We start from the raw sequence: 15,483 nt of genomic DNA, 5'->3' as shown, positions 1-15,483 counted from the left end.
GGCGCGCTGACTCGGCTCAGGCGGCGCACCGTTCGCTGTCGTGGCGGGACGCGACATTCCCCGATTATTCTTGCCGCCAGCACCCGATTCGAGTAAAACTGTGAACCGCTAATTGAGCCACTCACAACCCTATTTCTGGACGCTATGTTTCAAGATAACCCGCTGCTTGCACAGCTAAAACAGCAACTTCACTCCCAGACACCGCGTGTTGAAGGTGTCGTCAAAGGCACCGACAAAGGATTTGGCTTTCTTGAAACTGACGGTCAAAAAAGCTATTTCATTCCCCCGCCGCACATGAAAAAGGTCATGCATGGCGACCGGATTACCGCCACATTACATACAGAGAAAGAGCGAGAGCTGGTTGAGCCGGAAACGCTGATCGAACCCTTTCTAACCCGATTCGTTGGGCGTGTTCATAAAAAAGACGACCGATTGTCTATCACGCCCGATCACCCGCTACTTAAAGATGCCATTCCCTGCCGGGCCGCGCGCGATGTTACGCACCCATTTCAAGACGGCGATTGGGCGGTGGCAGAGATGCGACGTCACCCGTTAAAGGGCGATCGTGGGTTTCATGCAGAGTTGATACACTATATTACGACCGGCGATGATCCGTTGGCTCCGTGGTGGGTGACGTTGTCACGTCACAATCTGGAGCGAGCGGCCCCGGAAGTCGCGGCGACAGAACGTCACGACGGCGAACTCATCCGAGAAGACCTAACCGCGCTCTGTTTTGTCACTATTGATAGCGCCAGTACCGAAGATATGGATGATGCGCTGTACGTGCAGGACAACGGTGACGGTTCATTGCAACTCACGGTAGCGATTGCCGATCCGACCGCCTACGTTGAGGCAGGCAGCGAATTAGACAATATTGCACGGCAGCGCGCTTTTACTAACTACCTGCCCGGATTCAACATTCCGATGCTGCCGCGTCCGCTATCGGATGATATTTGCTCGCTGCATCCCAATGTACGCCGCCCTGCCCTTGCCTGTCGCGTAACGGTTGCGTCCGACGGGTCATTGGGTGAGGATATTCATTTTTTCGCTGCCTGGATCGAATCCAAGGCCAAGTTAGTCTATGACGATGTCTCCGACTGGCTGGAAGAACAAGGCAATTGGCGGCCGCAGAATGACGCTATCGCGCAACAACTTCGCTTATTGCATCGTCTTTGTCTGGCGCGCAGTGAGTGGCGTACCGCGCACGCGCTGGTGTTTAAAGAACGCCCAGATTACCGTTTCTTGCTGGGTGAAAAAGGTGATGTGCTGGATATCGTAGTTGAGCATCGCCGCATTGCCAACCGCATCGTGGAAGAGGCCATGGTTGCCGCCAATGTCTGTGCGGCCAAGGTACTACGTGACCGACTAGGCTTTGGTATTTATAACGTTCATAACGGCTTCGATCCGGCATCGGTTGAACAAGCGGTTGCTGTCCTGGATACCCACGGTATTCATGCTGACGCGCAGACGTTGTTGACGCTGGACGGTTTTTGCCAGTTACGTCGTGAACTGGATGCGCAGCCGACTCAATTCCTGGATAGCCGTATCCGCCGCTTTCAATCTTTTGCCGAGGTGAGCACTCTGCCGGGGCCGCACTTCGGTCTGGGCCTGGAAGCTTATGCCACCTGGACATCGCCTATACGTAAATATGGCGACATGATAAACCATCGTTTACTGAAAGCGGTTATTACCGGGCAAGCAGCGGAAAAGCCTCAAGACAGTATCACGGCGCATCTTGCCGAACGGCGTCGGCTTAATCGCATGGCTGAACGTGACGTCAGTGACTGGCTCTACGCCCGCTACCTCAGCGACAAAGCAGGGACTAATATTCGCTTCAGCGCGGAAATTATTGACGTTACGCGCGGCGGTCTGCGTATTCGCCTATTGGATAACGGTGCCGTCGCATTTATTCCGTCTTCCTTTATTCACGCCGTGCGCGATGAGCTGGTGTGTAGCCAGGAAATGGGCACGCTCGCGGTAAAAGGCGAGATCGTTTATCGTCAGGGAGATACGTTAGACATCGTTATCGCGGAAGTACGTCAGGAAACCCGCAGCATCGTGGCAAAACCAGCCGCCTAATTTGGCTGGATGTTTCAGGCGGGCGTTCTATTCGCCCGCACATTGGTATCCCGCACATTGGCATAATGCCGTCAGACTTTAGCGCTCACATCTAAACGAAACGGATTTTTACATTGAGCGTTTAATCGCCCCTTTAAATTTACTTACATAAAGTAACGTTCGCTCACATTTTCTTATCGGCCTGCTTCTCTTCGGCGGCAAACTCACTATTGTTAAATGGCATTAACACTCGCGCTACCCCCGTTTCTAAATTACGAAGGAGTGTGTCATGAATAATGTCAAAAGCATGGTGATTTGGCTGCTCGTCGGCCTGGCGGGCGCGTTTGCGTTCGCCACGCTGGCGCTCAGTCGTGGCGAACACGTCAATGCTGTATGGCTGGTGATTGCCGCGGTATCGTGTTACAGCATCGCCTATCGGTTTTATAGCCTGTTTATCGCTAAAAAAGTATTCGAACTCGACGATCGCCGGCTGACTCCGGCTGAGCGTCATAATGACGGCTTGGATTACGTGCCCACCAATAAATGGGTCTTGTTTGGCCACCATTTCGCGGCTATCGCCGGAGCCGGTCCGCTGGTCGGGCCCATCCTTGCCGCGCAAATGGGTTTTCTTCCCGGCACGATCTGGATCTTGGTCGGGGTCATGCTAGCTGGCGCGGTACAGGATTTTTTGGTGCTATTTATCTCCACGCGGCGTGACGGCCGTTCTCTGGGGGAAATGGCAAAACAGGAGTTGGGGTCGTTCGCGGGGATTATCACCATGCTTGGTGCGCTAGGCGTGATGATTATCATTCTTTCGGCATTAGCGTTGGTCGTCGTAAAAGCCCTGGCGGAGAGCCCGTGGGGGTTGTTTACCATCGCTGCGACCATCCCTATCGCGCTCTTTATGGGCGTTTACATGCGCTTTTTACGACCGGGTAAAATTGCCGAAGTGTCTATCATTGGCTTTGTGCTCATGATGCTGGCAATTGTTTACGGCGGTAATATCGCCGCGCATCCTTACTGGGGACCATTCTTCACTCTCAAAGGCACATCACTTACCTGGGTACTGGTTATTTACGGCTTTGTGGCTTCCGTTCTGCCCGTCTGGCTCCTGTTGGCTCCGCGTGATTACCTCTCTACTTTCCTGAAAATCGGCGTCATTATCGGCCTGGCATTCGGCATCGTATTCGCCATGCCGGAAATGAAAATGCCCGCGGTTTCCCGATTTATCGACGGCAGCGGCCCGGTTTTCTCTGGTTCTCTATTCCCATTTCTCTTTATTACCATTGCCTGCGGCGCAATTTCTGGCTTCCATGCGCTGGTTTCCAGCGGCACCACGCCGAAATTGGTTGAACGTGAAAGTCATATCCGTTTCATCGGATATGGCGCCATGTTAATGGAATCCTTTGTGGCTATCATGGCGCTTATTTGTGCCTCGGTTATCGAGCCGGGCGTCTACTTTGCGATGAATTCTCCCGCTGCACTGATTGGCACCACGGTAGAAAGCGCATCGTTAGCCATTAATAACTGGGGATTCGTGATTACCCCTCAGGAATTGAGTGCGATAGCGAACGATGTTGGCGAAGCCTCGATTCTGTCCCGCGCCGGTGGTGCGCCAACCTTCGCCGTGGGCATGGCATATATCATCACCGAAATCTTTAATAGCCGAGCGATGATGGCATTCTGGTATCACTTTGCCATCCTGTTTGAAGCACTATTCATCTTAACCGCTGTCGATGCGGGAACGCGCGCCTGCCGCTTCATGGTGCAGGATTTGGTCGGTATTGCGATACCGAAATTAGCGAATAGCCATTCCTGGCTGGGAAATCTGGCTGGCACTACAGTGGCCGTCGCAGGCTGGGGATTCTTCGTATACCAAGGGGTTATCGACCCTCTTGGCGGGATCAATACGCTCTGGCCGTTATTTGGCATCGGTAATCAGATGCTGGCGTCAATGGCATTGATTCTTGGCACCGTGGTGCTATTTAAGATGAAGAAACAACGCTATGCCTGGGTGACGATCCTCCCCACTATTTGGCTGTTTATTACCTCAATGACGGCGGGTTGGCAAAAGATATTCCATGACAATCCCAGTATTGGTTTTTTGGCGCAAGCGAAACGCTTCGCGGCGGGTATAGAACAGAACACACTCATTGCACCGGCAAAATCGATTAAAGATATGGAAACGATCGTTTTCAGCAACCAGATTAACGCCGCACTGTGCGGGTTTTTCATGCTGGTCGCGGTAACGATGCTGATTTCCGCGTTCTTTGTCATTCGTCGGGCGCTGAGCAGCAAGGTTCCAACGGCAAAAGAAAGCCCCATTATTTGGCGGGACGGCGCTCAACCCTAAACTGCCCCGCCGCATGATCTTCAATTCCTCTCATGCGGCGGGAAGGAAAATGCACTATAACCATTACGCCAGTGGCAAAGGCTCCTGGCCGTTCAACGACTTTCAAGCGCGACCGGAATATCGCCGTTGGTGCGGAGCTGTTAGCGATAAGAGGGACCATTGGACGGTGCGGCTATTGGAGGACTGATTGGCCACCGGGTTAATTAATAGCGAACTTTCGCAGCAGGTCACAGGAATTAACCTGCTGCACTGTAGCCATGTGTTAGCCACCGGCCAGCTTAACCGTCAACCCTTTCGCTTCTAAAAGCTGTTTTAGCAAGTCACGCTTGTCCCCCTGGATTTCGATCGTCCCGTCTTTAACGGCACCACCGCTACCACACTTTTTCTTTAACTCTGTAGCCAGTTTGTCCAGGGCGGCATCGTCAAGATCGAGGCCGCTAATTAGGCAGACGCCCTTCCCTTTACGCCCATGCGTTTGCCGCTGGATACGCACGATACCATCTCCTTTTGGTCGGTCTACCCGTGGTTGCTCCTGCTTAATACGTCCTGTTTCCGTCGAGTAAACCAAAGGGTGATTATGCTTGTCACTCATGATGCCGTACCTAACAACGACGTTCGAATCTCACGCAATGTCCGCGCTGGATCGGGCGATTGGGTAATCGGGCGTCCAATGACCATATAATCGACGCCTGCCTGCTGTGCCTGAACCGGCGTCATAATACGGCGTTGATCGCCAGCCTCGCTACCAAGCGGACGGATGCCCGGCGTGACCAAGGTGAACGCTGTCCCACACACCTGCTTTAATCGCAATGCTTCGTGCGCGGAACACACTACGCCATCCAGCCCGCTATTATGCGTGAGCACGGCTAACCTTTCTGCTTGCTCCGCCGGGCTAAGGCTAATCCCAAGCCCACGCAGGTCATCTTCATTCATACTGGTTAGCACAGTCACGGCAATCAATAACGGCGCGTCCTTCCCGAAGGGTACCAGCGCCTCTTTTGCGGCTATCATCATGCGCGCCCCGCCGCTAGCGTGAACATTCACCATCCATACGCCGAGATCGGCGGCGGCCGCAACGGCGTGAGCCACGGTGTTTGGGATATCATGAAATTTCAGATCGAGAAAGACATCAAAACCACGCTGTTGGAGCGTCTGCACAAACGATGGGCCGAATAAGGTAAACATCTCTTTTCCCACCTTTAAACGGCAGTCTTGTGGATCGATTCGATCAACAAACGACAGTGCGGCCTGTTGGCTAGCATAGTCCAATGCGACCACGATCGGTGAAGATACCGTCGGCTTTTGTTGCTGTAGATTCGTGTTTGTCATGTGTCACTCAGTATCTTGCAAGCCTAATTTACCGCCGCATTCTACATGCCCCGCTGAGGAAATCCCAGCGACCTAAAGACGAGTGCAATTAAAGATGCCTGCTGGAACCGTATTGATATAAAAACCACATGTATGTTGTAACTAATGTAGGAATGATTTATCTCTTGCTGTTGATGATGCGTTGTTGATGATTATTGCCCGTCAAGCCCACGTATAGGTTTAATACTTGCCCACGACTTGCAAGAGGGGCATTGCCAATAGAGCGATTGCGAAGTAAAGCCACATTTACGGCAGCGATAGCGGGGTTTGGTACGGATTTGTTCGCCCACCATATCGCGTAACACCACCAGACTTTCTTTTGCCCGCCCATCTTCCGCTTCGTGCAGATGAAAATCCATCAGACGGTGAAACACGCGCATTGTCGGGTGCCGTTGAAGCTGGCGATTGATATAAACTTGAGCGACATCGGCCCCCTCTTCTCTTTCGAGGATATCGGCTAACATCAGCTCCGCTGTCGCCCCGGTATTCTCTTCAACACAGCGCTTGAGAAAATCCGCCCAGTCTTGCGGCTTATCCAACATTTGATAGCACTCTTGTAGCATCGGCAAGGTTTCACTCACCAATTCTTTATCCTGTTCGAGTACCTGTCGCAATACTTCCGCCGCACGCAAATAATCCTGTCGCGCCATGTAGATGCGCCCCATCATAATGGATGCGCGAGCGCACTGATTATCTGCCGCAAATCCTTTTTTCAGCAGCATTAATGCCTTGTCCAAATCGTCACTGCCCATCGCCAACAGCGCCAGCTCACAATAAAAATGGGCGATTTCGATGCGAAGCGAATCCTTCCCCATCTTAAGCAATTTTTCCGCAACATCGATCGCCGCCTGCCAGTCGCTAGTCGCCTGATAGATCTGCAATAACTGCTGTAAGGCGCTGTGCCGGAAATCCTCTTCGTCTACCAGTTGGTTAAAAATTTCCTCGGCTCGATCATAGAGTCCAGCGGACATATAGTCCCGCCCCAGTTGCTGCACAGCGAGAAGCCGCTGTTCAAACGTTAACGATGCACTCTCCGTTAGCGCCTGATGGATACGAATTGCGCGATCAACCTCTCCGCGTGAACGGAACAAGTTACCGAGCGTGAGATGGGCTTCAAAAGTGTTGCTATCATCCTTAAGCATATCAAGAAATAACTCAACGGCCTTGTCTTGCTGGTTGGATAACAGAAAATTGACCCCGGCGACATATTCGCGGGATAAGCGGTTAGACTCCTGATCTTTGTCCTGCTGCGCACTCCTGCGGCCCATGTACCAACCGTACGCGGCGGCCACGGGCAGCAACAGAAACAGCAGTTCTAACATAGAGAGAATTCCTTAGTGGGTTACCGTCGGCACTGACGCTACATTCTCCTCAGTAGAGGTAGAAAGCTGCTGTTCCAAGCGTTTAATTTTACGTTGTGCTCGACCAAGCGCGATGCGTTGACGCAGATAAAACAGACCACAGATAATCCAGCCGAGGATGAAGCCCAGCGCAAAGAGCGTAGCAAGCAGCGTGGAAATACGATAATTTCCCTGCGCCAGTAGGTAATTAAATGCCACAACCTGATCGTTGTGCGCACCCAATGTGACAGAAATGATGAATATCGCCAGCACGAGTAAAAAAATCAGCAAATATTTCACATTTTCCTTCCTGTGATATCCATTAATCAGATGAATGATGCCAAATCTTGGCGGCAAACCCTACTAAACTACCATGCCCGTCCCAGACAGGGAAAGGCTGAACCGCATTTCGTGGTGGATACACACTGACTCATTTAGTCTACATAAGATCAAAGTGACAATAGCATGCCGACGGAACTTTGCAGAAAACCGCAATAAATGTGGCGGCAATGCAACGTACCGCCGATGAAAACCCATAGCAAAAAAACAACGATACATTATGATGCGGATTTATCCTTGCCTACACCATTAATCGCTGGATTCTGGATTTCTTTGTGTTGGAGCGAGAGTGGACCGCACCAACGCTGCGCCAGTGCCGTTGCCACGATGACCAACAGCCAGCTAATCAATGTGGCCACGACCAGATCCTGCGGCCAATGCATACCGAGCGCCAGACGGCTCCCCATAACGCCACTGGCCCAAAGCATAAGGATCACTACCGTTTTATAATGGCGACGCGCCCACAGCAACCCTACCCCTAATAGTGCCCAGGTCGCGGCAAACATAGTGTGTCCAGAGGGAAATGCAAAACCGGTCTCAAACTGCCAGTGATTGCGTAACCAGGGTGGAATCAACGTTTGATCCTGCAATTGCGTTTTCACTAATTCCGCTCGCGCCTTGCGCGGCAGCGAATAGAAGTAACTGTCGTCAATCTGATGATGTTTTTCTAACCAAATAACATAGGGCCTTGATTCCTGATACCACGCTTTTAGCGCCGATTTTATGCCCTGCCCCAGCAGCACGGTAATCAACATAATCACCAACACGCCAAGCGCGGGCTTCAGGCGAAAACGCAAACACCAGAGGAACCAGATGCTTAACACCAGACTCGCGAGTATTCCCCACGGTGAGGTCACGGTTTCCGTTACCCAAAAGAGGGCGTATAACCAGAGGCCATCATTCCCCGGCTGCCACTGCCAGCCACTCATCCAGATAATGATTGGCATAATCAGCAATAGCAGCGCACCAATGGTCGTCCGCTTGGCGATTTCATACATAATTTATTCCCATAATTCAGCATGATGGTTTGCAACAAACTATTTACAATACTATCAGAAAATCTGACACAGACCGTCAGTATGACGTAAAATGGCGCCCGTTTCTGTCAACACACCTGAAACCAAATTGTGGTCGCTATGTTGTAATTCACTATTTTTGACGTTCTTGGACAGGCTTTTTAGCTGGTCAAGCGGGATGGGTCGCAGTAGGATCCGCCCCCAGCATTTTTTTTGAATTCGGCTTTTTTGGAGAAAAGTATGCAGCTAAAACGGGTGGCGGAAGCCAAATTACCCACCGCGTGGGGCGATTTTCTGATGGTCGGTTTTGAAGAAATCGCCACAGGCCACGATCATCTCGCTCTGGTTTATGGTGATATTTCCGGTCCGGTTCCCGTGCTTGCCCGTGTACATTCCGAGTGCTTGACAGGAGATGCGTTATTTAGCTTGCGCTGTGACTGTGGTTTCCAATTAGAGGCCGCCTTGCGCCACATTGCCGAAGAGGGACGAGGCGTGCTGTTATATCACCGCCAGGAAGGCCGTAATATTGGGTTGCTCAATAAAATACGCGCGTACGCGTTGCAGGATTTAGGCGCCGACACGGTAGAAGCCAACCATCAGCTTGGATTTGCTGCCGACGAACGAGATTTCACCCTGTGTGCCGACATGTTTAAGTTGTTAGAAGTAGATGAAGTTCGTCTATTAACCAACAACCCGCAAAAAGTCAAAATACTCAATGAAGCCGGTATCAATATCGTCGAACGTGTACCTTTGATTGTCGGGCGCAATCCCAAAAACGAACGTTACCTGGCAACCAAGGCCTCTAAAATGGGGCATATGTTGGATATAAAATAACGCATTAGCTTCTCAGAATCATCGAACCATTAGCTACAACCGTTCACGATTTGCCCGTAGTTTGGGGGAGCTTCCGTAGAAGAAAATGGCTGGTACACGGAAAACGTGCACCAGCGCGTTAGGCGTCGACGAAAGGGGTACTACAGCATATTACGAATAACGTAATGTAAAATACCGTCATTCTGGTAGTAGGTCAGTTCGTTGCGCGTATCGATGCGGCAACGTGTTGTAATCGTTTGCGTCTTACCCTCAACATCCGTAATGTCTACCTCAACCAGCGATCCAGGCGTCAGTTGGTTTAACCCCGTAATTGAAATGTGTTCATCCCCGGTGAGTTGCAACGTTTTACGCGTTACGCCATCAGGAAATTCGAGCGGCAGAATTCCCATGCCAATCAGGTTTGAACGATGAATACGCTCGAATGATTCAGCAATGACGACACGAACCCCCAACAAACGCGGGCCCTTGGCTGCCCAATCGCGGCTCGAACCAGACCCATATTCTTTACCCGCCACCAATGCCAGTGGGACGCCGGCTTCCTTATAGCGCATTGCCGCATCGTAGATGGTCATTTCGTCTTGGGAGGGAATATGACGGGTATAGCCGCCTTCTTTACCCGGCACCATCTCATTACGAATACGGATATTGGCAAAGGTTCCACGCATCATTACCTCATGGTTACCTCGCCGAGAACCGTAAGAGTTAAACGCGGCGCTTTCGACGCCTCGCGCCAATAGATAGCGCCCCGCGGGGCTATCCTGCTTGATATTGCCTGCCGGTGAGATATGGTCAGTGGTGACCGAATCCCCCAACATCGCCAGGATACGCGCCTTATGGATATCTTTAACCGGTTCGGGCGTTTTGCCCATATCCAGAAAGAAAGGCGTCTGGCGAATATAAGTCGAGTCTGTCGGCCATTGATAGGTGGGATTGTCATCGATTTCAATCTCGCGCCATTCTTGCGTCCCTTCAAATACCGCTGCATATTGCTGATGAAACATATCCGCAGTGACATTCAATACCGCGCTCGCAACCACCTCGGCTGATGGCCAGATATCCTTCAAATAAACAGGATTTCCATCACCATCTTCACCCAGTGGGTCTTGTGTCAGATCGACATTCATGTTTCCGGCCAACGCGTAGGCGACGACTAAGGGCGGTGAAGCCAACCAGTTGGTCTTCACCAACGGGTGAATTCGGCCTTCGAAGTTCCGGTTACCAGACAATACCGCGCCGACGGTTAAATCACCCTCTTTGATTGCATTTTCAATCGCCTCCGGCAATGGACCGGAGTTACCAATACAGGTGGTGCAGCCATACCCCACCAGATTGAACCCCAGTTCATCAAGATATGGCATTAATCCCGCTTTTTCATAGTAATCAGTAACCACCCGTGAACCTGGCGCCAACGACGTTTTCACCCACGGCTTAGTTTTCAGACCACGCGCTACCGCATTTTTTGCCAGTAAGCCCGCCGCCATTAGCACGCTGGGATTAGACGTATTGGTACAAGAGGTAATGGCAGCAATCACCACCGCCCCTTGCTGTAAACGATGGGTCTCACCTGCTAAAGTGAATGTTTTATAATCAGTACGTGCCTTTATCGAACCAACCTCTAATACTCTGCTAGCGTTAAAGGCTTCTGGCACCTTGGCTAAAGGGACGCGATCCTGTGGGCGTTTTGGCCCCGCAAGGCTGGTTTCCACTGTGGCCAGATCCAATGCGAGTTGGCTGGTAAATACCGGTTCATCGCCGCTATTTCGCCACAGCCCCTGGCATTTGCTATAGGCCTCCACTAGGGCGATCTGTGCTTCTGTTCGGTTGGTTAAGCGCAGGTAGTCGAGCGTAATTTGGTCGATAGGAAAGAATCCGCAGGTCGCACCATATTCCGGTGCCATATTGGCGATAGTCGCTCGGTCTGCCAGCGGCAATGTATCCAGACCATCACCATAAAATTCCACAAACTTCCCTACTACGCCGTGTTTACGTAACATCTGAGTAATAGTCAGCACCAGATCGGTCGCCGTGATGCCTTCTCGCATCTTGCCGCTTAATTTCACCCCAACGACATCGGGGATTAACATCGAAATCGGCTGTCCTAACATGGCAGCTTCAGCTTCTATTCCGCCCACGCCCCAGCCGAGCACACCTAAACCATTAATCATGGTGGTGTGCGAATCGGTTCCCACCAGCGTATCAGGGTAGGCAAATTGTTTATCGCCTTGCTCTTCATGCCAGATTGTCTTAGCGAGATATTCCAAATTCACCTGATGGCAAATTCCAGTCCCCGGCGGTACAACGCGGAAGTGGCTAAAGGCATGTTGCCCCCAACGCAAAAAGGCATAGCGTTCATGATTGCGAGCCATTTCCAACTGCGTATTATCTTTTAGCGCCTGTCGATCGCCAAAACGATCGACCGTAACGGAGTGATCTATTACCAGGTCGACCGGTGACAGTGGATTAACCCTGTTAACATCCCCCCCCAGTCGTTTTACCGCTTCGCGCATCGCAGCCAGATCGACCACGGCAGGCACGCCGGTAAAGTCCTGCATTAGGACGCGTGCAGGGCGATAGGCGATTTCCCGCTCGACATGCCCCGTTTTTAGCCAGTCAGCGACCGCCTGAAGGTCGTCCTGCTGGACGGTGTCGCCATCCAGATGGCGTAATAAATTCTCCAAGAGAACCTTAAGCGATTTTGGTAGGTTAGCAATATTGCCGAGCACCTGTGCCGCCTTTGGCAAACTGTAGTAATGGTAAACCTGTTGCTTAACGGTCAATGTATCCAAACAGATATCACGAAGGTGTGATGGCATATGTCCTCCCAAATCAACTCGCTATTCATTAGCGTGTCTCGGACACGCAAAGAATAACCTGCCATATATTGCGGTCTTATTTAAAGATAACACAAACAAAAAATAACGTTTTTGCAACAAAGCAATATGACGTGGAAATGGGAATTTGATAAACCTATCAGAGGATAGCCCGACTGGAGTAACCCGACAAAAAACAGGTAATGTGGCGGTAGGAGGCGTATTTTGTAAGGTACCTCACACTCTACAGTGACGATTTGTTGTAGAAGAGTATAGGGCTAATCAACAATCATCAGCGTATGTGTTGATGGAAAAATAATAATAGAAAGGGGTTTTCATGAAGCTGTTTTATCAGGCGGAAAGCAGTTCTCTCTTTACACATATCGTTTTGATCGAGTCCAAACTGGAATTCAAGCTGGAGAAGGTTAATCTACGCACTAAAAAAACCGAGCGTGGAACCGACTATATGCTTATTAACCCCAAAGGAATGGTGCCTGCGCTAGCGTTGGACGATGGTTCTATCCTCACAGAGGGCGTTGCCATAGCCGAATATATTGCGGATTTGGTTCCCCACTGCAACCTCATTGCCCCTACCGGCAGTATGGCGCGTTATCATACGATTGAGTGGCTAAATTACATTTCTGCCGAATTGCATAAAACTTTTACGCCTCTCTTTCGACCCGGCACGCCAGAAACTTACAAAGCGCTGCTGATAGAGTATTTGCAAGTTAAATTCCGCTATCTGAATATCGTACTGAGTGAACAGAGTTATCTGGTCGCCAACCGTTTCAGTATTGCCGATGCTTATCTATTTACTGTCATGCGCTGGGCCCAGTCGCTAAAATTAGATATGTTTCGCTACCCTGCGTTGGCGGCTTATCTCGATCATATTGCCGAGCGCCCCTCTGTCGTTACCGCACTCAAAGTTGAAAGGTTGAAAGGTTGAAAGGTTGAAAGGTTGATGACGCGACAGCACGCCCCCGTTTTTGAGGCGTGCTTAATTTAACCGCGCTTAGTTCAATTATGTTTTATTTAACTATGTTTTGTTTAACTACAGGCGAACCGCTTGGAAATGATGACGCGGGTTGGCAATACCCTCCTGAGCGGCAACGAGCTGTAGTTCGTACTCATTCATTTCCTTAGTCATCAGCATGACATCATAGACAGCAGCCGTGGTATGCTCCAGCGCCTTATCCAAGGCGACACCTTTGAGCAAATTCACCAATAAGAGTCCGCTGGTGAGATCGCCCACCCCGACGGGCTGACGTTCAAATTCTACCAGCGGGCGGCTAATGAGCCAGGCATCCGTTGGCGTCACTAACAACATTTCGAAGCTATCGGCCCGTGTGGCAGCCCGGCTAAGATGCTTCACAAGTACAACCTTCGGCCCTTTTTCACACAGTTTACGCGCTGTCTCTACGGCTTCCGCCACGTTATGCACGGTTTGGTCGCCTAGCAGCTCTAATTCGGGGAGATTCGGCGCGATAATATCAGCCGCGAGTAACGATTGCTGACAGTGGAAATCAGACACGCCAGGCGCAACAATACAGCCTTTTTCCGGCGTACCCATAACCGGATCGCAGAAATACAGTGCCTCAGGGTTGGCTGCTTTCACCTGTCTGACGATATCCAAAATATGCGCCCCCTGCTCCGCGGAGCCGATATAACCGCTCAGCACCGCATCACAGGTCTTGAGTTTGCCAATATCGGCGATACCCTGCACGACTTCAGTCAGATGGCTGGCGGGCATGACACACCCTGTCCAGTGACCGTATTGGGTATGGTTCGAGAATTGCACCGTATTCAGCGGCCAAACGTTTGCGCCCATCCGACGCATCGGAAATTCAGCCGCGCTATTACCGGCATGACCAAAGACGACATGTGATTGGATGGAAAGTATATTTTTCATTAGATACGACTCAACCCTACCCGCGCCTGCGCGCTTCTAACTACAAGGAAAAAGGGAGTAAATACTCCCTTAACGGTACTGCTTATGCTTTCCAGCAAATCAGACAATAATGCTTTTTACCACGGCGCAGTAACGTATAGCGCTCAAACAAACGGTCGGAAGCACTAAAGGTATATTCAGGATTGGCCTGTTTTTCACCGTTAATCGTCACTGCATTTGAGGCGATCATCGTGCGAGCCTGACCACGCGATGGCACGAGTCCGGCGCTGACCAGCGCCTGTTGTAAATCGGCGCCGTTTTCCAATTCGACAATCGGCATACCATCCTGCGCCAGTTGGGCAAAGTCGTCCTGCGTCATCGCCTGCAACGTACCAGAGAATAGGCTTTGCGTAATGCGCCTTGCCGCCTCCAGGCCGGATTCACCGTGGACCATGCGGGTCACTTCTTCTGCCAGCACGTATTGAGCGCGTGGCGCCTTACCGCTGTTTTTGTCTTCTTCTTCCAGCGCATCGATGTCTTCAAGACTCATGAACGTGAAGAACTTAAGGAAACGATAGACATCGGCATCTGCCGTATTGATCCAGAATTGGTAGAATTTATAAGGGCTGGTCTTACTGGCATCCAGCCAGATTGCCCCCCCTTCTGTTTTACCGAATTTCGTTCCGTCGGATTTCGTGATCAACGGTACCGTTAAGCCATAAACCTGTTTTTGATTCATGCGGCGTGTCAAATCGATACCCGACGTGATATTGCCCCATTGATCAGAACCGCCGATTTGCAGTTCGACGCCGTGTATTTTGTTCAGCGAAACAAAGTCATATCCCTGTAACAGGTTGTAGGAAAACTCCGTGAATGAGATACCAACGTCATCACGATTCAGACGCTGTTTGACAGCCTCTTTGTTAATCATCTGATTAACGGAGAAATACTTACCAATATCACGCAAAAAATCCAACACGTTCATGCTGCCGAACCAATCGTAGTTATTGGCAGCAATCGCGCTGTTCTGACCACAGTCGAAATCCAAAAATGGAGAAACCTGATGGCGAATTTTGTCACTCCATTCCTTCACCGTTTCTGAGGTATTCAACTTACGCTCTGTCGCTTTAAAGCTCGGATCGCCAATAAGCCCCGTGGCCCCCCCCACTAATGCAACCGGTTTGTGGCCCGCTAGTTGAAAGCGTTTCAGGCAAAGCAGCGGCACCAGATGCCCCAAATGCAAGCTGTCGGCGGTGGGATCGAAGCCGCAATACAGCGCAATTGGCCCTTGCGCCAGCCGCTCTGCTAACGCACCTTCGTCTGTCACCTGCGCTATTAGGCCGCGCGCTTGCAGTTGTTTAATCAGGTTACTACTCGCCATCGAAAACTCCATTTGTCTCTAAAAGTCTGCCAAATCCCAATCGGGACGATGCATACGCTGTGATAAATGCGCTACATACCCGCCTGACGCTACGCG

Annotated in this window: 12 protein-coding genes; 4 read left to right on the top strand and 8 right to left on the bottom strand. The window is 51.0% G+C overall.

Features of this window, described 5'->3' with window-relative positions:
• Window positions 1-144 precede the first annotated feature (144 nt).
• Together RFN81_RS08640 and RFN81_RS08635 are read left to right on the top strand one after the other, a co-directional pair.
• The gene (locus tag RFN81_RS08640) at window positions 145-2,079 is read left to right on the top strand and encodes an exoribonuclease II (protein WP_264498685.1); all 1,935 of its coding nucleotides are present in this window, start codon (window positions 145-147) and stop codon (window positions 2,077-2,079) included.
• Window positions 2,080-2,347: 268 nt separating this feature from the next.
• The gene (locus RFN81_RS08635) at window positions 2,348-4,411 is read left to right on the top strand and encodes a carbon starvation CstA family protein (protein ID WP_264498684.1); all 2,064 of its coding nucleotides are present in this window, start codon (window positions 2,348-2,350) and stop codon (window positions 4,409-4,411) included.
• 262 nt (window positions 4,412-4,673) lie between these two features.
• On the opposite strand, the gene yciH is transcribed toward RFN81_RS08635, so the two are convergent.
• The 5 genes from yciH to pgpB all read right to left on the bottom strand — a co-directional run bounded on the left by yciH (window position 4,674) and on the right by pgpB (window position 8,456).
• The gene (yciH, locus tag RFN81_RS08630; protein WP_264498683.1) at window positions 4,674-5,003 is read right to left on the bottom strand and encodes a stress response translation initiation inhibitor YciH; all 330 of its coding nucleotides are present in this window, start codon (window positions 5,001-5,003) and stop codon (window positions 4,674-4,676) included.
• Window positions 5,000-5,740, bottom strand: coding sequence for an orotidine-5'-phosphate decarboxylase (pyrF, locus tag RFN81_RS08625; protein ID WP_264498682.1), 741 nt, complete (start codon window positions 5,738-5,740; stop codon window positions 5,000-5,002). The genes yciH and pyrF overlap by 4 nt, the downstream gene beginning before the upstream one ends.
• A gap of 191 nt (window positions 5,741-5,931) precedes the next feature.
• A complete protein-coding gene (gene lapB, locus RFN81_RS08620) occupies window positions 5,932-7,101 on the bottom strand; it encodes a lipopolysaccharide assembly protein LapB (protein WP_264498681.1) in 1,170 nt (389 codons plus the stop codon).
• Between the two features lie 12 nt (window positions 7,102-7,113).
• Window positions 7,114-7,419, bottom strand: coding sequence for a LapA family protein (locus tag RFN81_RS08615; protein WP_264498680.1), 306 nt, complete (start codon window positions 7,417-7,419; stop codon window positions 7,114-7,116).
• Window positions 7,420-7,676: 257 nt separating this feature from the next.
• Entirely contained in the window at window positions 7,677-8,456 is a 780-nt protein-coding gene (pgpB, locus tag RFN81_RS08610; protein WP_264498679.1) for a phosphatidylglycerophosphatase B, read from the bottom strand.
• A 258-nt stretch (window positions 8,457-8,714) separates the two neighbouring features.
• Here pgpB and ribA point away from each other — a divergent pair, with 258 nt between their 5' ends.
• The gene (gene ribA, locus RFN81_RS08605; RefSeq protein ID WP_264498678.1) at window positions 8,715-9,308 is read left to right on the top strand and encodes a GTP cyclohydrolase II; all 594 of its coding nucleotides are present in this window, start codon (window positions 8,715-8,717) and stop codon (window positions 9,306-9,308) included.
• 140 nt (window positions 9,309-9,448) lie between these two features.
• Here ribA and acnA read toward each other — a convergent pair whose 3' ends face one another.
• The gene (acnA, locus tag RFN81_RS08600; protein ID WP_264498677.1) at window positions 9,449-12,121 is read right to left on the bottom strand and encodes an aconitate hydratase AcnA; all 2,673 of its coding nucleotides are present in this window, start codon (window positions 12,119-12,121) and stop codon (window positions 9,449-9,451) included.
• Window positions 12,122-12,455: 334 nt separating this feature from the next.
• Here acnA and gstA point away from each other — a divergent pair, with 334 nt between their 5' ends.
• Complete coding sequence (gstA, locus tag RFN81_RS08595; RefSeq protein ID WP_264498676.1) at window positions 12,456-13,064, top strand: glutathione transferase GstA; 609 nt, start codon at window positions 12,456-12,458, stop codon at window positions 13,062-13,064.
• A 105-nt stretch (window positions 13,065-13,169) separates the two neighbouring features.
• Here the strand turns inward: gstA and pdxY are convergent, their stop codons facing one another.
• Entirely contained in the window at window positions 13,170-14,027 is an 858-nt protein-coding gene (gene pdxY / locus RFN81_RS08590) for a pyridoxal kinase PdxY (RefSeq protein ID WP_264498675.1), read from the bottom strand.
• Window positions 14,028-14,109: 82 nt separating this feature from the next.
• Window positions 14,110-15,387 (bottom strand): tyrosine--tRNA ligase, encoded by a 1,278-nt coding sequence (tyrS, locus tag RFN81_RS08585; RefSeq protein WP_264498674.1) that lies wholly within the window; start codon window positions 15,385-15,387, stop codon window positions 14,110-14,112.
• Window positions 15,388-15,483 lie beyond the last annotated feature (96 nt).

This window comes from Pectobacterium cacticida, from assembly GCF_036885195.1.
Classification (GTDB): domain Bacteria; phylum Pseudomonadota; class Gammaproteobacteria; order Enterobacterales; family Enterobacteriaceae; genus Pectobacterium; species Pectobacterium cacticida.
Note: the sequence above shows the minus strand (reverse complement) of the source record. Positions and strands in the feature narration are given on the sequence as shown.